This is a genomic window from Halalkalibacterium ligniniphilum (assembly GCF_000334155.1).
Taxonomy (GTDB): domain Bacteria; phylum Bacillota; class Bacilli; order Bacillales; family Bacillaceae_D; genus Halalkalibacterium; species Halalkalibacterium ligniniphilum.
Window position 1 is genome coordinate 1 of the sequence record NZ_ANNK01000054.1, and the last position, 19,684, is coordinate 19,684.

The following is a 19,684-nucleotide window of genomic DNA, read 5'->3' on the forward strand; positions in this document are numbered from 1 at the left end:
CCACGAATCCATGTATTCGTGGCAACCTCCCCTATCCATATGGAATATAAGCTAAAAATGACGCCTGACCAAGTCGTCGAAACAGCTGTTGCGTCAGTAAAATATGCAGCAAGTAAATTCCATCATGTTCAGTGGTCAGCTGAAGATGCAAGCCGCTCAGATTTTGCGTTTTTAGCGCAAATTATTGAAGAAGTGATTCAGGCGGGAGCCACAGTTATTAATCTGCCTGACACCGTTGGTTATACAACGCCGCAGGAAATTAAAAATATGTTCCTTTATTTAAAAGAACATGTTCCGAGCATTGATAAAGCGATCCTTTCAACGCATAATCATGATGATTTAGGGATGGCTGTTGCCAATTCTCTTGCTGCGATTCAAGCGGGCGCAAATCAAGTTGAATGCACGATTAATGGAATCGGTGAGCGGGCAGGAAACGCTGCGCTTGAAGAGATTGCCGTTGCCCTTAATATTCGCAAGGACCATTATCAAGCTGACACTGGTTTAACCTTAAAGGAGATTAAAAGAACAAGCTCGCTTGTCAGTAAGCTGACAGGGATGGTCGTTCCGAATAATAAAGCAGTTGTTGGACAGAATGCTTTTGCCCATGAGTCAGGCATTCATCAAGATGGGGTCCTGAAAAACAAGGAAACCTATGAAATCATTACGCCTGAGCTTGTCGGAGTTTCATCGAACTCAATGGTGCTTGGTAAGCATTCAGGAAGACATGCATTTAAAGAAAAGCTGAAGGAGCTTGGATTTACTGGAACCGAAGATCAATTAAACAGAATATTCAAATCATTCAAAGATCTTGCGGATAAAAAGAAAGAAATCACCGAGGATGATTTGTTTGCCTTGATGACCGATCAAACTGTAGGTGATTCTGTTTCTCATTACGAGCTTGAGACATTGCAAGTGAATTTTGGAACGAATAATATTCCAACGGCAACCGTAACGATGAAGCTTCCTTCTGGTGAAGTCGTTCAAGAGGCAGCTACAGGTTCTGGAAGTGTGGAAGCAATTTATAACACTTTAGAGCGTGTGCTTGCAGTTCCTGCAATACTGGAAGACTATCGGATTCAATCAATTACAGGCGGACGTGATGCGTTAGCTGATGTGTTTGTAAAGCTCCGCTATGAAGGTGTTGAAACAAGCGGTCGCGGAACAGCCCATGATGTGCTAGAAGCCTCAGCAAAAGCCTATTTAAATGCAATTAATCGGACCATCAATCGAAAGCGTTATGCAGAAGTAAATGCAATGAGTATTGAAGCATAAGGAGGGAAGAGCAAATGAATAAAAAGATTGCGGTTCTTCCTGGTGACGGAATTGGCCCAGAGGTTGTAGCTTCGGCGATTTCAGTATTAGATGAAGTGGCAAATCAATTTGGTCATTCTTTTACGTATACCTATGGGAAGCTGGGTGGTAAAGCGATTGATGAGGATGGAGAACCTTTACCTGAAAAAACGATAGCGATCTGTAAAGAGAGTGATGGCATTTTATTGGGGGCTGTGGGTGGACCGAAATGGGATGGACTTCCAGGTCACCTTCGTCCTGAAAAAGGACTTCTTGGTCTTAGAAAAGAGCTTGAGCTTTTTGCAAACCTACGGCCAGTTGCAATTTTTGACAGTCTCCGTAAGGCGTCATCCTTAAAAGAAGAAGTCATTGAAGACGTTGATTTGCTATTCGTTCGTGAGCTCACTGGCGGTATTTATTTTGGTGAACCACGAGAGCGGAGAGGAGCAGGCGAAGAGGAAGTTGCCATTGATACACTTGTTTATTCAAGAGCTGAGATGAGACGAATTATTCGCAAAGCTTTCGAACTTGCAAAAGTAAGAAAAAATCATGTAACTTCGGTAGATAAAGCAAATGTCCTTGAAACGAGTCGGATGTGGAGAGAAGTGGCTGAAGAAGTAGCGCAAGAGTTTCCAGAGGTAGAGCTTGAGCATATGCTTGTGGATAATGCAGCGATGCAGCTTATTCGCCAGCCAAAGCAATTTGACGTGATTGTGACTGAAAATATGTTTGGTGATATTTTAAGCGATCAAGCATCCATGCTTACAGGATCCCTCGGTATGCTACCATCAGCAAGCTTGAGTAGTGATGGACCTGGCTTATATGAGCCGATTCACGGTTCGGCCCCAGACATTGCTGGAAAAGGCCTCGCCAATCCACTTGCTACAATCTCATCGGCTGCGATGATGTTGAAATATTCATTTGGGTTGATCAAAGAGGGCGATGCAGTAGAGAAAGCAATTAATGAAGTATTAACGAATGGTTACCGAACAGCAGATATTTGTGAAGATGGGAAAGAGCCTCTTTCGACAGAGCAAATGACGAAAAAAGTTGTAGATGTTTTACGAAAGAATGCAGCGATTCAAGCTTAGTCTTCTACGATATTTTTAAGAAAGGAAGTGCAAAACGATGGCGCCAAAAACAATCATTGAAAAAATATGGGATGCTCATACCGTCATGTCTGAAGAAGGAAAGCCTAGCTTGCTTTATATTGACTTGCATATGGTGCATGAGGTCACCTCGCCACAAGCGTTTGAAGGGTTACGTATGGCTAAGCGTAAGGTCCGTCGCCCAGATTTAACGTTTGCAACAATGGATCATAATGTGCCAACGACTGATCGTTACAACATTCAAGACATCATTGCCCGAACGCAAATGGAAACCTTGGCAAGAAACTGTGAAGAATTTGGCATTGATATTGCTGATTTGGAAAGCCCTGATAATGGTATTGTCCATGTGATTGGGCCTGAGCTAGGATTAACCCAGCCTGGGAAAACGATTGTGTGTGGAGATAGTCACACATCGACTCACGGTGCATTCGGGGCTTTAGCATTCGGAATCGGTACAAGTGAAGTAGAGCATGTTCTTGCAACTCAAACGTTATGGCAATCAAAGCCAAAAACGTTGGAAGTAAAAGTGACAGGAGAATTATCTCCTTCCCTTTCGGCCAAAGATATTATCCTTGCAATTATCTCAAAATTTGGAGTGGATTTTGGAACAGGTTCTGTCATTGAATTTACGGGAGAGGCGATTCGCGGCTTGTCAATGGAAGGTCGTATGACCATCTGTAACATGTCCATTGAAGCTGGAGCAAAAGCCGGCTTGATAAGCCCTGATCAAGTGACTTTTGATTATTTAGAAGGTCGGGACTTTGTACCAAAGGGCGAAAAATTTTTAGAAATCGTTGAAAAATGGAAGAGCTTTGCTTCAGATGAAGGAGCCACATATGATCGCACAGTCACCATTGATGCAAGTGAAATCGAACCTATGGTGACATGGGGTACGAACCCATCTCAAGGTGTTGGTGTAAACCAAGTCGTACCAAGTCCTGAGGATGCGAAAAACGATACGGAAAGACGGGCGATTGAACAGTCCTTAGCTTATATGGATCTTAAACCAGGAACACGGATGACAGACATTAAAATTCAGCATGTGTTTATTGGTTCTTGTACGAATTCTCGCCTAAGTGACCTTCGTGCAGCAGCTTCAGTGGTAAAAGGACGCAAAGTAGCTGAGAATGTACGGGCACTCGTTGTGCCTGGCTCACAGCAAGTGAAAAAGCGGGCGGAGCAAGAGGGACTTGATCAAATTTTTAGAGAAGCTGGCTTTGAGTGGCGTGATTCTGGCTGCAGTATGTGTTTAAGTATGAATCCAGATGTTGTTCCAGAAGGAGAACGATGTGCCTCCACGTCAAACCGTAATTTTGAAGGGCGTCAAGGAAAAGGAGCACGGACACATCTTGTCAGTCCTGAAATGGCGGCAGCAGCTGCGATTGCCGGTCATTTTGTAGACGTCCGCTCATTTTCATCAAGTCCACAACCAGCTTAACGATTGGAGGTATGGAAATGGAACCGATTATTGAACATAAAGGATCAATTGCTGCTTTAAATCGCGTGAATGTTGATACTGACCAAATTATTCCGAAGCAATTTTTAAAACGTGTCGAACGAACAGGCTTTGGTCAATTTCTCTTTTTTGATTGGCGCTTTTTAAAAGACGGTCAAGAAAATCCAGAATTTGAATTGAACCGCCCTCATGCCAAAGGAGCATCTATTTTGGTCGCAGGTCCAAACTTTGGCTGTGGTTCGTCAAGAGAGCATGCGCCTTGGGCATTGCAGGATTATGGGTTTCGTGTTGTTATTGCACCAAGCTTTGCTGATATTTTTTATAATAACTGTGTGAAAAATGGAATTCTTCCGATCCGCTTAGAAAAGGAAAAAGTTGACGAATTACTTGAAAAAGGAAAAGACCAAGCGTATGAGCTTGATGTTGATTTGAAAAATCAAGTAATCAAAAGCACAGATGGCTTCACAGCTTCTTTTGACATTGACCCTTATTGGAAAGAAATGCTCCTAAATGGGTGGGACGAGATTGGCTTAACCCTTCGTTATGAGGAGCAAATCGAACAATTTGAAAAACAGCGTGCATAAATGAAAGCAGCTAGGAGCTACCTAACATTTTGTTTAGGGAGCTCTTTTTTACAGGAAAAAACGCAAGAATTGTATTTCAATAGGCTTATTGATACACTTAACTGAAGAAATATTCTTTGCTCATGCAGAGAAGAGTGGAGCGATCGTATGGACGACAAACAATTAAAGCGAAAGGACAATGTCGTTTTATATCCAGGTCTAGTTAAGCGCTTAATCGAGAAAGGCATGGATGCATTAAAAGATAAAGACCCTAAAAGCGCAATCGCTTTTTTCAAAGATGCGGAAGCACATGAGCCAGACCATCCACAAGTACTATTCGGCAAAGTTCTATGCTTAATAGAACTAGGTCAGCTTGAAGAAGCAGTTGCTTTGACAGATACGATGCTGCGAGAAGATATTGGAACCTATTACGATAATTTGCAAGTACATATTTCACTCCTTGTCCAGCTTGGACGTTATGATGAAGTGGTTGAAATGCTCGATGCTGTCCTTTCTGAAGAACGCTTGCCACCAAAGCAAGCAGAATCTTTTTACCAATTGCTTCATTTCAGTCGACAAATGACTGAGGATACATACATAAAAAATGAAACATCACAAGCAGAAGAAGAAATCCCTAAAGAATTATTCAACCAACTTGAATCAGTAAATGCTGAGCAACAGTGGAATAGCATACAGCTTCTAAAAAAATTTAATCAAAAGGAAGTCATAAGGGCTTTTATTCAATACGTAGAAAATAAAGAGAAAGATTCTGTTTTAAGAAGCTATGTTTTGCAGTTGCTTTCACAAAAAGCTGTGAGAGAAGCGATACATATTGAGAAAGACGGACGAAAGATGAAGGTGGTTCCAGCTGAATTAAGTGATTATGACCAACAGCAATTTGGCATGGATGTGATTGAACGACTTGGTGATGTATTAGAAACGAGTAATCCTAGCTTGTATCAAATGGCAACACAGCTTTGGTGGCATTATTTATTTATTCTCTATCCGTTTTTACCAATGCCAGTAGATGTAAACTTGTGGACGGCAGCAGTGACTGTGGCAGTTCATGAAACAAATGGTGTTCCATTTGATGAAGAGGAAATTGCTGAAATTTGCCACTGTGACACCCGTGAGATGCTAGAAAAGGCAGAGCACATTCTAGAACAAGAAAGTCAAGTTTTTCAGGGAGCTGAGCTTGACCGTTCGTAATAGATCGTACCTTGAAATACGTGGGTTCTATGGTATAATGGAGTGGTTGTCAAGCAGAGATTTACAATGGAAAAAGATAGTTCGTAAAGTTGGAGGGAACAAATAAATGACTGTAAAATGGGAAAAGCTAGAGGGAAATCAAGGTGTTTTAACAGTAGACGTTGAAGCAGAAAAAGTAAACGAAGCGTTAGATCAAGCATTTAAAAAGGTTGTTAAAAAAGTAAATGTACCTGGCTTCCGTAAAGGGAAGGTACCTCGTAGCTTATTCGAAAAGCAATTTGGTGTAGAAGCTCTTTATCAAGATGCACTTGATATTCTTTTGCCAGAAGCTTATTCAAAAGCAATTGATGAAACAGGAATCGAGCCAGTTGACCGCCCTGAAATTGATATTGAACAAATGGAAAAAGGCAGCAACCTTGTATTCAAAGCTACGGTTGTAGTGAAACCAGAAGTAACGCTTGGGGAATACAAAGGACTTGAAGTAGAAGAAAAAGATATCACTGTAACAGACGAAGATATTGACAACGAACTGAAGCAATTACAAGAGCGTCATGCAGAGCTTGTCGTTGTTGAAGATAGTGCAATCGAAACAGGTGATACAGCTGTTCTTGATTTTGAAGGCTTTGTTGACGGAGAACCGTTTGAAGGTGGAAAGGCAGAAAATTATTCCCTTGAAATTGGTTCAGGTCAATTCATTCCAGGCTTTGAAGAACAACTTATTGGCTTAAAGCCAGGCGAAGAAAAAGACGTAGAAGTTACGTTCCCTGAAGAATATCATGCGGAAGATTTAGCTGGTAAGCCTGCAACGTTCAAAGTAAAAATTCATGAAGTAAAACGTAAAGAGCTTCCTGCTTTAGATGATGAGTTCGCCAAGGATGTAAGTGAAAACGTTGAAACACTAGAGGAATTGAAAAAAGAGTTAAAAGAAAAGCTTGAAAAAGATCGTGAGCACGAAGCATATCATGACAAGCGTGATACACTTGTAGAAAAAGCGACTGAAAATGCAACGATCGATATTCCTGAAGTGATGATCAAAACAGAAACAGACCGCATGCTTCAAGAATTTGAGCAACGTTTACAAATGCAGGGTATGAACCTTGAAATGTACTACCAATTTTCAGGTACAGATGAAGCAGGAATGCGTGAACAATTTAAGAATGATGCTGAGAAGCGTGTTCGCATGAATCTAACGCTTGAAGCGATTGCAAACGCTGAAAATCTTGAGGCAACAGACGAAGATATTGAAAAAGAATTTGAAAAAATGGCTGAGATGTATAAACGTCCTGTGGATGAAATTAAAAACATTTTTGCAGCTCAAGGTGGAACCGAAGGCATTAAAGGTGATTTGAGAATTCAAAAAGCGATTGAGTTCCTTGTTGACAACAGCAAAGCTGTTTAAGTAAATATGGATTCTGTAGACAAGGCGCGAATTTTCGTGCCTTGTCTTACACTATTTTTTAGGGTGCATGAGAACGGAGCAATAGACTGTGAAGCTTTGCTAATCATGTATGAGAAGATCGCTAAATGAACAAGCTGAAAGAAGTGACTGGCAAAATTGGGTTTGAAAAGAGGAATTTTCTTTGCATTTATTGAATGTATATTCAATAGGTACATACAATGAAGGAAAGAATCCTGTGCTGGAATCTAATTGAACTTGTTTCGGTGATGCTGTCATTCTACATAGATAACGATTAACTACTCAACCATAAATTTATTCACTATACCATATTGCAAAAAAGAATCGTATTACATAAACAGTGAGTGGTTTTATTTACGTTATTGAAAGCTTCTGTGATACAATGGCAAAATAAAGAGACTTGTTTGCTACCAATGTGTATCGACTAAAAGCGAAACAGATGTGAAGATGTCACCAGAGTGGTACAATAATCCGTAAGGGGTGATCCGATGTTTAAGTTTAACGATGAAAAAGGACAACTAAAATGTTCTTTTTGTGGAAAGACACAGGACCAAGTTCGTAAGCTTGTGGCAGGACCTGGTGTCTATATATGTGATGAATGTATTGAGCTTTGCACAGAAATTGTCGAAGAGGAGCTTGGTACAGAAGAAGAAGTAGAATTCCAAGAAATACCAAAACCGCATGAGATTCGTGAAATTCTTGATGATTATGTCATTGGACAGGATCAAGCGAAAAAATCATTGTCAGTTGCGGTATACAATCATTACAAGCGAATTAACTCCCTAAGCAAATCTGAGGAAGTAGAGCTTGCGAAAAGTAATATTTGTATGATTGGACCAACAGGTAGCGGTAAAACGCTTCTTGCGCAAACGCTGGCCCGGATTTTGAACGTACCGTTTGCGATTGCAGATGCTACATCCCTTACTGAAGCTGGATATGTTGGGGAAGACGTAGAAAATATTTTGCTTAAATTGATTCAAGCAGCTGATTACGACGTAGAAAAGGCTGAAAAAGGGATCATTTATATTGATGAAATTGATAAGGTGGCACGTAAATCAGAGAATCCATCCATCACACGTGACGTTTCAGGTGAAGGGGTTCAACAAGCCCTACTTAAAATCCTTGAAGGGACGACTGCAAGTGTACCGCCTCAAGGTGGACGTAAGCACCCTCACCAAGAGTTTATACAAATTGATACGACAAACATTCTCTTTATTTGTGGTGGGGCTTTTGATGGTATCGAGCAAATTATTAAACGACGTCTCGGTAAGAAAGTGATTGGATTTGGTTCAGAAACAAAGCAAGAAGATTTAAAGCCAGGAGAATATTTAGGCAAGGTGTTACCTGAGGATTTACTTCGTTTTGGCCTAATTCCTGAGTTCATTGGTCGTTTGCCGGTGATTTCAAGCTTACAGCCTTTAGATGAGGATGCGCTTATCGAAATTTTAACCAAACCGAAGAATGCACTAGTCAAACAATATGTGAAGCTTCTCGAACTTGATGAAGTGAAGCTAGAATTTACGGATGAGGCGCTTCGGGAAATTGCGAAAAAAGCAATTGAGCGCAAAACGGGTGCTCGTGGCTTACGTTCGATAATCGAAAGTCTTATGCTTGATGTGATGTTTGACCTGCCTGCTCGCGATGATGTGGATACATGTATTATTCATGAAAAGTGTGTCACAGATAATGAAGCACCAATTTTAAAAACAAAAGACGGTTCAGAAATTAAAATGAGGAAAAGTGAACCAAAAGAAAGTGCTTAAGCACGAACAGCCACTCCTTTTAAAAGGGGTGGCTTTTGTATTGGTAATTTTTATGAGAGCATGAAATTTTATGAAAAGGTAACATACTTCAACAAGAAAGCCAGGTTTAAGCCCAACCACAAAGGGAATTTTTCCGATCTTCTTCGTTTACTAGAGTCGTTCACGGAGATACTAAGAAAAACTTAGACATCATCTGGGAGGCTATTTATGAACTGGACAGGCATGGCATTGCTAATTCAATTATTCTTTGGTGTGGTCATTGGGCTTTACTTTTGGAATTTGCTAAAAAACCAGCGCACGCAGCGGGTATCCATTGATCGTGAATCCCGAAAAGAAATGGAGCAATTACGGAAAATGCGGGCCATTTCTTTAAGTGAGCCCCTTGCTGAAAAAGTAAGACCTGTTAGCTTTGATGAGATTGTTGGTCAGAGAGAAGGCATCCGTTCCCTTCGTGCTGCATTATGCGGACCCAACCCACAGCATGTGATTATTTATGGTCCCCCTGGTGTAGGGAAAACGGCTGCTGCGAGACTTGTATTGGAAGAGGCGAAAAAAAATCAACAGTCTCCTTTTGCGAAGGAGGCGGTCTTTGTTGAACTAGACGGAACGACTGCTCGCTTTGATGAACGAGGAATTGCTGATCCTCTCATTGGCTCCGTTCATGATCCTATTTACCAAGGTGCTGGGGCGATGGGGCAGGCAGGCATCCCGCAACCGAAGCAAGGAGCTGTTACAAAAGCGCACGGTGGCATTTTGTTTATTGATGAAATTGGAGAGCTTCATTCGATTCAAATAAACAAGCTGCTAAAGGTGCTTGAGGATCGAAAAGTATTTTTAGAAAGTGCTTATTATAGCGAGGAAAATCATCAAATCCCACCACATATTCATGAAATCTTTCAAAAAGGGCTGCCGGCTGATTTTCGCCTTGTTGGTGCAACAACACGTACACCAGAAGAAATTCCTCCAGCCATTCGCTCACGCTGTCTTGAAGTCTTTTTCCATTCTTTAAATCAAGAGGAAATCGTCGCCATCACTGAAAAAGCAGTAAACAAAGTTGGTTTTCAAGCAGAGCAGTCTGCACTCGAAAAAATTTCACAATACGCAACGAACGGTCGAGAAGCAGTAAACATTGTTCAAATTGCTGCAGGAATTGCGACAACAGAAAGCCGAACCAAACTAACGGTTCGAGATGTGGAATGGGTACTTCATTCAAGCCAGCTGTCACCTCGTATAGAGCGTCGAGTTCATTCGGAGCCTCTTGTTGGGGTCGTAAACGGATTGGCTGTTTTTGGTCCGAATACGGGTGCGTTGCTTGAAATTGAAGTGAATGTTATTTCAAATCAAGGAAAGGGTACGATCAATATTACTGGAATTGCTGAGGAAGAGCGGACGGGAAATCAAATGCGATCCATCCGCCGAAAAAGTATGGCAAAAGGGTCTGTTGAGAACGTTGTGACGGTGCTTAGAAGAATGGGGGTTCCAACAAGGGATTATGATATTCATGTGAATTTTCCAGGTGGCGCACCTGTGGATGGCCCTTCAGCGGGGATTGCCATCGCTACAGGGATTTATTCAGCAATTCGAGAAGAAAAAGTAGACAACCGACTTGCAATGACAGGTGAATTGGGGATTCATGGGGCAATTAAGCCTGTGGGAGGGGTTGTTGCCAAAGTAGAAGCAGCCAAATTAGCAGGTGTGACACGCATCTTTATTCCAAAGGACAATGAACAGGCGATTTTAAAGGAGATTCAAGGGATTGAAGTTATCCCTGTCCGTCATCTAGAGGAGGTTCTTGCTGAAGCGATTATCCGTGATGAAGCCAATGAGGAAATCATACCGGCAACAAGTCCATTGAAATATCCTGTAACACCTGTTTAAGATTAGACAAAGGATCAGCGATAAGATAAAATTGAGAAAGATCGATGAACGAGGATTGACGCAAGACCTATGTTACGTGTGACAATTTGTGTATGGAAAAGATGGGCACATGAATGACGGTGGATCTATGCGTCTGTTACAGAAAATCAATACGGATTTTGTAGAAGGATGTTTGGGGGTATGAGCGGATGGACGAAAAAAAGAGACGGCAAATTCCACTTTTGCCTTTACGGGGATTGCTCGTCTTTCCGACGATGGTCCTTCATTTAGATGTAGGCCGTCAAAAATCGGTACAAGCGTTAGAGCATGCGATGGTGGATGATCATCATATTTTATTAGCGACACAAAAAGAGATTTCTATTGATGATCCTACAGAGGAAGAAATTTATTCTGTCGGAACGCTGGCGAAAGTGAAGCAAATGTTAAAGCTTCCGAATGGGACGGTTCGGGTCCTGGTAGAAGGATTGAAGCGGGCTAAAATTGAACGATATACGGAGAACGATTCTTTTATTGAAGTAGAAATGAGCGTTTTGTCAGAGGAAGATGAGGAAGAATCGGCAGAGACGAAAGCGCTAATGCGCAATGTCCTGCAAATGTTTGAGCAGTACATTAAGCTTTCAAAAAAAGTTTCCGCTGAAACCTTGGCTTCTGTTTCGGATATTGTGGATCCAGGTCGGTTGGCTGATGTGATTGCTTCCCATCTTCCGTTAAAGGTAGCCGAAAAACAAGGGCTTTTGGAAATGACATCCGTTCAAGAACGGTTGCTTCACATTGTGGAAATTTTGAATAATGAGCAGGAAGTCTTAGGACTTGAGAAAAAAATTGGCCAACGTGTAAAAAAATCAATGGAAAAAACCCAGAAGGAATACTACCTTCGGGAGCAAATGAAGGCGATCCAAAAGGAATTAGGTGAAAAAGAAGGGAAAGCAGGGGAAGTTGCGACCCTTCGAGAAAAAATTGAAGAAGCAGAAATGCCAAGCAATGTGGAAGAAAAAGCGCTAAAAGAGCTAGAGCGATACGAAAAAATGCCAGCTAGCTCTGCGGAGAGCTCGGTGCTGCGAAATTATATTGATTGGCTTATCCAATTGCCTTGGAAGAAAGAAACGGAGGACATTCTAGACGTTCATCGTGCAGAGGATATTTTGAACGAAGATCATTATGGCTTGGACAAGGTGAAAGAACGAGTACTGGAATACTTAGCAGTACAACAGCTAACGAAAGAATTAAAAGGGCCGATTCTTTGCTTATCTGGTCCTCCAGGTGTTGGAAAAACCTCACTTGCCCGTTCGATCGCTCGGGCGCTCGACCGCCAATTTGTTCGGATTTCCTTAGGGGGTGTCCGTGATGAAGCAGAAATTCGCGGTCACCGTCGCACGTATGTCGGAGCCATGCCAGGTCGAATCATTCAAGGGATGAAAAAAGCAGGTTCTGTGAACCCTGTTTTCCTGCTTGATGAAATTGATAAAATGGCTAACGATTTCCGTGGCGATCCTGCAGCAGCGCTTTTGGAAGTACTTGATCCTGAACAAAATCACACCTTTAGTGATCATTACATCGAAGAACCCTATGATTTGTCGAAAGTCATGTTTGTGACAACCGCTAATAATATTGCGACCATTCCAGGCCCTTTGCTTGATCGGATGGAGATTATTCCAATTGCCGGCTATACAGAAGTAGAAAAGTTACACATTTCTCGAGGGCATTTGTTGCCAAAGCAAATGAAGGAGCACGGCTTAACGAAAGGAAAGCTCCAAGCAAAGGATGAAGCGATTCAAAAGGTCATTCGCTATTATACGAGAGAAGCGGGTGTGCGGAATTTAGAACGTCAAATTGCAACCCTATGTCGGAAGGCAGCAAAGAAAATTGTTGCAGGTGAGAAAAAGCGCGTCATGTTAACGGCTAAGACAGTAGAGGAAATGCTCGGTAAGCCTCGTTTTCGCTATGGATTAGCTGAGGAACAGGATCAGGTCGGTGCTGCCACCGGGCTTGCTTATACGACGGCAGGAGGAGATACATTATCCATTGAAGTGTCAGTTGTTCCTGGAAAAGGAAAGCTTATTCTTACAGGGAAGCTCGGCGATGTGATGAAAGAGTCTGCCCAAGCCGCATTTAGTTACATTCGTTCCCGTTCTAAGGAGCTTGAAATCGACCCAGGGTTTCATGAGAAAAATGATATTCATATTCATGTTCCAGAAGGAGCGACACCGAAAGATGGACCATCTGCAGGAATTACAATGGCAACCGCTCTCATTTCAGCCTTGACGGGGCGTGTTGTTAAAAAAGAAGTGGGGATGACTGGGGAAATTACATTGCGAGGAAGAGTCTTACCGATTGGCGGTCTTAAGGAAAAATCGATGAGTGCTCATCGCGCAGGGCTAAAAACGATCATCATTCCGAAAGATAATGAAAAAGACATAGAAGATGTTCCAGAAAGTGTTCGCAGCGAGTTAACATACATTCTTGTAGAACACTTAGATGAAGTACTGAAACATGCGTTGGGAGAGAAAAAATGAAAGTAACAAAGGCAGAGCTTGCAGCAGTGGCTGTGAAGCCTGAGCAATATCCAAATACATTGTTGCCTGAAGTCGCTTTAGCTGGCCGTTCAAATGTTGGGAAATCATCGTTTATTAATAAAATGATGAATCGTAAAAGTTTAGCGCGCACGTCGCAAAGACCTGGAAAGACACAAACACTTAATTTTTATGCGATTAATGATCAGTTACATTTCGTTGATGTACCAGGCTATGGCTTTGCAAAAGTCTCAAAAAAAGAGCGAGAAGCATGGGGACGGATGATTGAAACATTTATCCAGCAGCGAGAGCAGCTGAAAGCAGTGATTCAAATTATTGATATTCGCCACGAGCCAACGAAGGATGACCAATTAATGTATGATTGGTTGAAGCACTTTGAAATACCTGTGATATTGGTGGCTACAAAGTGTGATAAGATTCCAAAGGGAAAATGGGAGAAACATAAGAAGATTATTTCTAAAGTATTGAATAAGGATAAGAATGATCCAATTGTTGTTTTTTCATCGGAAACAGGCTACGGTAAAGACGATGCTTGGAAAACAATTTTAAGCTATTTGTAAGTTCATAAACACATGTTAAAACCCTTTGCAGCTATATTAAATTGCAAAGGGTTTTAGGTTATGGCAATCGTAGCTTGATTAAATCTATCTTCTTCTCATCAGAAGGAAAACACCAAACAGGATCAGAGCGAAGGGCCAAAAACCATCAAAAAGGGTTAAAATATTTTTTGACCAAAGAAAGACGTTTGTTGAAAATAGCATAAAGAGTGAAAAAAGCAGAAGTGCCAAGCCGAGACCGAGCCCACCTTGCTTTGTTTTTAAATAAAGAATTGAGTAAGAAAGCCCCAAAATAAGCGTGAGCATTGCCCAGTGAGAAGGCCAAAAAGGAAAGAAAGCAATGCCGTGATAGTGGAGGCCAAGTCCAAGGAGCAGGAGTCCAGGGAATAAGGACCCGTTGTCACGACTAAAAAGAAATTGAATGGAAAAAGCAAGTCCTAAAAGAACAAAAATAGACGGCCATGTAAGCAACTGCTCTCGATAAGGAAGGGGATATTGTTGAAGGAGAAAATACCCACCGAGTCCAGTCAAGAGAACTCCTGTAAAAACACGTTGCTGCTTCATTATGTACTCCTTTCGTTACGTGCACCTTACATACAAAGAATCACTAATAAGTTAAATGCTTAAAAGTGGATCATAGACTTTCCAATTTTGGTTATCCTAAAAGTGCAGAATCGTTGCAACTTGAGATTAGAAACAATACCATCATAATAGCATAGGCTTTCATCATCTGTTCACAAAATCATTTAATCTAGATGAACATCCATGTTATAATAATTATAAATTAGGTTCGGAGCGAGTCCAACCATTGAACGTTACTTTAAGGGGTGAGTGAAGAAATGCATATTCTTGTTGTCGGACTAAACTACAAATCAGCCCCTGTTGAAATTCGTGAAAAATTTTCATTTCAGGAAACGGAGCTTCCATTAGCCCTTCATGAGCTTCGAAAAATGAAGAGCATCTTGGAGTGTACGATTGTTTCGACATGTAACCGTACGGAAATTTACGTTGTTGCGGACCAGCTGCATACAGGCCGACATTTCACAAAATCATTTTTAGCGAACTGGTTCGATTTACCGAAAGAAGAATTTTCTCCTTTTCTTGATATTCGCGAAGACCACCATGCGATTGAGCATCTTTTTCGTGTGACAGCAGGACTTGATTCAATGATTTTAGGTGAAACACAAATTCTTGGCCAGGTTCGTGACAGCTTTTTACTCGCTCAGCAAGAGCAAGTCACTGGCTCAATTTTTAATCATTTATTTAAGCAAGCAGTAACGTTAGCGAAGCGTTCCCATTCAGAAACAGATATTGGGCAAAATGCTGTCTCCGTTAGTTACGCTGCCGTAGAGCTTGGAAAGAAAATTTTTGGTGATTTTAAAGACAAGCATGTATTGATTCTTGGTGCTGGTCAAATGAGTGAACTTACAGCGAAGCATCTCCATGCGAATGGCGCGAAAAAAATAACGGTCATTAATCGTACGGAAGAAAAGGCGGCTGAGCTTGCTGTCAGGTTCCTTGGTCAATCTCGCCCGATGAATGAACTGTCCCAAGCGATTGTCGATGCAGATATTTTAATCAGTTCAACAGGTTCTCGTGATTATGTCGTCACATCCGATCTTGTGTCTTCCATGCTGAAAAAGCGGAAAGGACGGCCTCTTTTTATGGTGGACATTGCTGTTCCAAGAGATTTGGAGCCAAGCTTAGCTCAGTTTGATGACGTCTACCTTTATGACATCGATGATTTGCAGAACATCGTTGAAGCAAACTTAGAGGAGCGTAGACGTGAAGCGGAAAAAATTGAGCTTATGATTGAAGCAGAAATTGACGAATTTAAAAGCTGGTTAAATACCCTGGGCGTCGTTCCAGTCATTACAGCGCTTCGTACGAAAGCTTTGACGGTTCAGGAGGAGACGATGGAAAGCATTGAGCGAAAGCTACCGAACTTATCTGAACGGGAGTTAAAGGTATTAAATAAACATACAAAGAGTATCGTTAATCAGTTGCTGCGAGACCCGATTACAAAAGTCAAAGAGCTAGCAGGAGAGCCGGGGGCAGAACAAGCATTGGATTTATTTACGAAAATTTTTGCCCTTGAAGAAGAGCTTGCTCACCTAGAAGCACAGGAAAAAGTGAAAGGTGCCGAGCAGGAGTGGGAAGCAAAGAAAAAGGAAGCTGTATCGGTCAAAAATCAGTCTCATGATGTTGTTCGCTCTTAACTAACGTCATGGAGTGGGAAGTATGAGTTGGATGAATTGGATCTTTCCTGTCACGATTGTTCTGTATAGCCTGAGCGTACTTGGGTATTTTATCGACTTTTTACAAAACAACCGGAAGGTCAATCGAATTGCCTTCTGGTTGCTTTTAATTGTATGGGTATTGCAAACGGTTTTTTTTATCTTTCGGGCGATGGAATTAAATCGTATCCCAATTATTACCCCGTTTGAAGGGCTCTTTTTTTATGCTTGGATCGTAGTAACCCTTTCTCTTGTGATAAACTGGTACTTTCGCGTCGCGTTTCTTGTTTTTTTTACAAATGTCGTCGGCTTTGTCATGATGGCGTTTAGTCTGTTCACGCCTGATGGCGATGTACCAGATTCCCTTTCAACGTTATTAATTTCGGAGCTTTTAATCATTCATGTTTCCGTAATTTTGTTGTCGTATGCGGCCTTTACCCTAGCCTTTGCTTTTTCGATTATGTATGTGATCCAGCATCAAATGCTAAAGCGTAAAGCATGGGGAAAGCGGTTGTTACGATTTGGCTCATTATCCAAGCTCGATATGTACGCTTCTTCAGCGACAATCATTGCCTTCCCCCTTTTTTTAATCGGGATCATTTTAGGATTTGTATGGGCTTCGATACAGTTTGGGGAATTGCCTTGGCTCGATGCAAAAGTGATTTCGTCTCTTATCGTCTTAAGTGCTTATGCGCTCTATCTTTACCAACGATTTGTAAAGCTTTTACGTGGCTACAACATGGCGCTATTAAACATTGCTTGTTTTTTGCTTATTCTCATTAACTATTTTCTATCAAGCAATTTATCTTCATTTCACTTATGGTATTAGAGATGGGCATGAACAGGCTTTACTGATAACGAAAGAAATGAACGCTTTAAGATACATTCAAGGTGAGACTACGCCCGTTAACTGGCTTAATGTCCACCTTTTCTTTATAATAAATAGAAGAGAAGAAGTTGATGGAGGATGGAAATGCGTAAAATAGTGATTGGATCAAGACGAAGTAACCTAGCTCTTACCCAAACAGAATGGGTGATTGAACAGCTTAAAAAACTGGGGCTACCGTATGAATTTGAAATTAAAAAAATTGTGACGAAAGGCGATCAAATTTTAGACGTGACCCTTTCAAAGGTAGGCGGTAAGGGTCTTTTCGTCAAAGAAATTGAGCAAGCGATGGCGAACAAAGAAATTGACATTGCCGTTCACAGCATGAAGGATGTTCCCTCTGTTTTACCTGATGGGTTTACACTAGCAGCGACGACAAAACGTGTCGATCCAAGAGATGCGTTTATTTCAAACGAGCACGTAAAGCTGTCAGACCTTCCAGCAGGTTCGGTCGTTGGGACGAGTAGTTTACGTCGTTCTGCGCAGCTTCTAGCCACACGTCCTGATTTAGAAATAAAATGGATCCGCGGAAATATTGAAACAAGACTTCGAAAGCTAAAAGAGGAAGGATTTGATGCCATCATTTTAGCGGCTGCTGGTCTTGAACGGATGGGATGGTCTCAAGATGTCGTCACTGAATATTTAGAGGCTGATGTTTGTGTACCTGCGGTTGGGCAAGGAGCTCTTGGAATTGAGTGCCGCTCAGATGATGAAGAGGTCATTAATCTTTTGAAACAGATTAATGATGCAGAAACAGAAAGAACCGTGGCAGCAGAGCGATCATTTTTACACCGGATGGAAGGCGGCTGTCAAGTACCGATTGCAGGCTATGCAACAGTGACAAAAGACGATCAAATCGAGTTAACAGCACTAGTTGGTTCTCCTGACGGCAAAACCATTTTAAAAGAGACGAAGCAAGGAGCAGATCCAATTGCATTAGGGGCTGAAGTATCAAGCCTTCTTTTAAAGAAAGGTGCAAAAGAGATTTTAGACAAAGTTAAAAACGAGCTTGATCAGAAATGATGGACAAGCCCTTGAGTGGGAAGCGTGTTCTTGTTACACGAGCAAAAGAACAGGCCAAGTCATTGTCTGTCCTTATCAAAAATGAGGGTGGCATTCCAATTGAGATTCCTCTTATCGCATTTCAACGGCCAAGAAATAAAGAAGCATTTCAGCATATAGAAAGGGAGCTTGAAACCTACGACTGGATCATTTTTACAAGTGCCAACGGTGTACGTTTTTTTCTTGAGTCCTTACAAGAACAACAAATACGAAGTCTGCCCAAGGTGGCTGTTGTAGGACGGAAAACGGAAAAAGCACTGAAGGGGTACGGCATTACCCCTTCGCTTATTCCTGATAAGTTTGTGGCAGAAAGCTTGGCTGACGCTTTATTGGCTGAGGTGAGTGATGGTCAGCGGCTCCTGTTCGCACGGGGGAATTTGTCAAGGCCATTTTTGCCACGGGTTTTTGAAGAAAGAGGGTTTGCTGTGACCGAATTAACGGTCTATGAAACCATCATCCCAAAAGAGGCTGAGCATACGTTGCTGGATGCTTTGCAAAATGAGTCCATTGATATTTTTACGTTCACAAGCTCGTCTACCGTGAAGCATTTTCATTCATTGCTTGCCAATCAGTCATGGTCGGAATGGACAAAGTCAGCCGTTTTTGCTTATATTGGACCGATTGCTGCAAACACAGCAAAAGAAAAGGGACTCCCTATCCATGTTGTGGCAGACCCTTACACAAGCGAAGGACTAATTGATGCATTAAGTTCTTATTTAAAAGGAGGTACATTAAAATGAGTCATGAACTTCACTTTGACAGACACCGTCGCCTTCGCCAAACGGCGAGCATTCGTAAGATGGTGAGGGAAACGAGCTTACATATAAATGATTTTATCTACCCTGTTTTTGTTACAGAAGGAGAGCAAGTAAAAAACGAGGTTGCTTCGATGCCGAATGTGTTTCAATGGTCTCTTGATTTACTTGATGGAGAAATAGATGAAGTCGTTTCTCTCGGTATTCCTGCCGTCATTGTTTTCGGTGTTCCTGCTCATAAAGATGCGGTTGGATCATCAGCTTATAACGATCAAGGCATCGTACAGAAAGCGATACGTCAGATTAAAAAGAATCACCCAGACTTAACGGTGATTGCTGATACTTGCTTATGTCAATTTACGGATCATGGGCATTGTGGCATTATTGAGGATGGTAACGTTTTAAATGATCCGACCCTTGATTTATTAGCGAAAACAGCGATTTCTCAAGCAGAAGCGGGAGCAGACATTATTGCTCCTTCTAACATGATGGATGGGTTTGTGGCAGCGATTCGTCACGGACTAGATGAAGCGGGCTACACAGATGTACCGATCATGTCCTATGCGGTAAAATATGCTTCTGCCTTTTACGGGCCGTTTCGCGATGCAGCGCATAGTTCGCCAGCGTTTGGAGATCGGAAAACCTACCAAATGGACCCAGCGAACCGCCTTGAGGCGTTACGTGAAGCTCGTTCAGATATAAAGGAAGGCGCTGATTTCCTCATTGTCAAGCCAGCTCTTTCCTACTTAGATATTATCCGCGACGTAAAAAATGAAACGGGCTACCCAATTGTTGCCTATAATGTTTCAGGTGAATATTCGATGATGAAGGCAGCAGCCTTGCAAGGCTGGATTGATGAAAAGAGCATCGTTCTTGAAAAGCTCACAAGTATGAAGCGAGCAGGTGCTGATTTGATCTTAACGTATTATGCGAAAGACGTAGCCCGTTGGCTGCTTGAATCCTAAGAAGAG

16 protein-coding genes are annotated in these 19,684 nt (G+C 41.8%); 15 read left to right on the forward strand and 1 reads right to left on the reverse strand.

The annotated features are described in order from the left end of the window. The 10 genes from BLT_RS21410 to yihA all read left to right on the forward strand — a co-directional run. Positions 1–1,272, forward strand: a 1,272-nt coding sequence (locus tag BLT_RS21410) for a 2-isopropylmalate synthase (RefSeq protein ID WP_017726688.1), incomplete at its 5' end; no start/stop codon positions are given. Positions 1,273–1,286: 14 nt separating this feature from the next. Then, positions 1,287–2,381 carry a 3-isopropylmalate dehydrogenase gene (leuB, locus tag BLT_RS0104870; RefSeq protein ID WP_017726689.1) on the forward strand — a complete coding sequence of 365 codons (1,095 nt, stop codon included), beginning with the start codon at positions 1,287–1,289 and terminating at the stop codon, positions 2,379–2,381. A 37-nt stretch (positions 2,382–2,418) separates the two neighbouring features. Beyond that, positions 2,419–3,837, forward strand: a complete 1,419-nt coding sequence (gene leuC / locus BLT_RS0104875) for a 3-isopropylmalate dehydratase large subunit (RefSeq protein WP_017726690.1) — start codon at positions 2,419–2,421, stop codon at positions 3,835–3,837. Positions 3,838–3,854: 17 nt separating this feature from the next. Then, on the forward strand, positions 3,855–4,439 hold the full coding sequence (leuD, locus tag BLT_RS0104880) for a 3-isopropylmalate dehydratase small subunit (RefSeq protein ID WP_017726691.1): 585 nt from the start codon (positions 3,855–3,857) through the stop codon (positions 4,437–4,439). A gap of 147 nt (positions 4,440–4,586) precedes the next feature. Continuing rightward, positions 4,587–5,627 carry a tetratricopeptide repeat protein gene (locus BLT_RS0104885; protein ID WP_017726692.1) on the forward strand — a complete coding sequence of 347 codons (1,041 nt, stop codon included), beginning with the start codon at positions 4,587–4,589 and terminating at the stop codon, positions 5,625–5,627. 106 nt (positions 5,628–5,733) lie between these two features. After that, positions 5,734–7,026: a trigger factor gene (gene tig / locus BLT_RS0104890; protein ID WP_017726693.1), complete on the forward strand. Its 1,293-nt coding sequence runs from the start codon at positions 5,734–5,736 to the stop codon at positions 7,024–7,026. Between the two features lie 506 nt (positions 7,027–7,532). Beyond that, complete coding sequence (gene clpX, locus BLT_RS0104895; RefSeq protein WP_017726694.1) at positions 7,533–8,807, forward strand: ATP-dependent protease ATP-binding subunit ClpX; 1,275 nt, start codon at positions 7,533–7,535, stop codon at positions 8,805–8,807. A gap of 207 nt (positions 8,808–9,014) precedes the next feature. After that, positions 9,015–10,685, forward strand: coding sequence for an ATP-dependent protease LonB (gene lonB / locus BLT_RS0104900; protein ID WP_017726695.1), 1,671 nt, complete (start codon positions 9,015–9,017; stop codon positions 10,683–10,685). A gap of 188 nt (positions 10,686–10,873) precedes the next feature. Next, the gene (lon, locus tag BLT_RS0104905; protein WP_017726696.1) at positions 10,874–13,198 is read left to right on the forward strand and encodes an endopeptidase La; all 2,325 of its coding nucleotides are present in this window, start codon (positions 10,874–10,876) and stop codon (positions 13,196–13,198) included. After that, entirely contained in the window at positions 13,195–13,776 is a 582-nt protein-coding gene (yihA, locus tag BLT_RS0104910; RefSeq protein WP_017726697.1) for a ribosome biogenesis GTP-binding protein YihA/YsxC, read from the forward strand. Before lon ends, yihA begins: the two co-directional genes overlap by 4 nt. 84 nt (positions 13,777–13,860) lie before the next feature. On the opposite strand, the gene BLT_RS0104915 is transcribed toward yihA, so the two are convergent. Then, entirely contained in the window at positions 13,861–14,337 is a 477-nt protein-coding gene (locus BLT_RS0104915) for a LiaI-LiaF-like domain-containing protein (protein ID WP_017726698.1), read from the reverse strand. A 275-nt stretch (positions 14,338–14,612) separates the two neighbouring features. On the opposite strand from BLT_RS0104915, the gene hemA reads away from it, so the two are divergent. From hemA to hemB, 5 genes are all read left to right on the forward strand, one after another. After that, positions 14,613–15,992 carry a glutamyl-tRNA reductase gene (gene hemA / locus BLT_RS0104920; protein WP_017726699.1) on the forward strand — a complete coding sequence of 460 codons (1,380 nt, stop codon included), beginning with the start codon at positions 14,613–14,615 and terminating at the stop codon, positions 15,990–15,992. Positions 15,993–16,023: 31 nt separating this feature from the next. Beyond that, on the forward strand, positions 16,024–16,839 hold the full coding sequence (locus BLT_RS0104925) for a cytochrome C assembly family protein (protein ID WP_026104989.1): 816 nt from the start codon (positions 16,024–16,026) through the stop codon (positions 16,837–16,839). 144 nt (positions 16,840–16,983) lie between these two features. After that, positions 16,984–17,919 carry a hydroxymethylbilane synthase gene (gene hemC / locus BLT_RS0104930; protein WP_017726701.1) on the forward strand — a complete coding sequence of 312 codons (936 nt, stop codon included), beginning with the start codon at positions 16,984–16,986 and terminating at the stop codon, positions 17,917–17,919. 11 nt (positions 17,920–17,930) lie between these two features. Next, positions 17,931–18,698 (forward strand): uroporphyrinogen-III synthase, encoded by a 768-nt coding sequence (locus BLT_RS0104935; protein ID WP_236611067.1) that lies wholly within the window; start codon positions 17,931–17,933, stop codon positions 18,696–18,698. Beyond that, positions 18,695–19,678, forward strand: a complete 984-nt coding sequence (gene hemB / locus BLT_RS0104940; RefSeq protein WP_017726703.1) for a porphobilinogen synthase — start codon at positions 18,695–18,697, stop codon at positions 19,676–19,678. Before BLT_RS0104935 ends, hemB begins: the two co-directional genes overlap by 4 nt. Positions 19,679–19,684 lie beyond the last annotated feature (6 nt).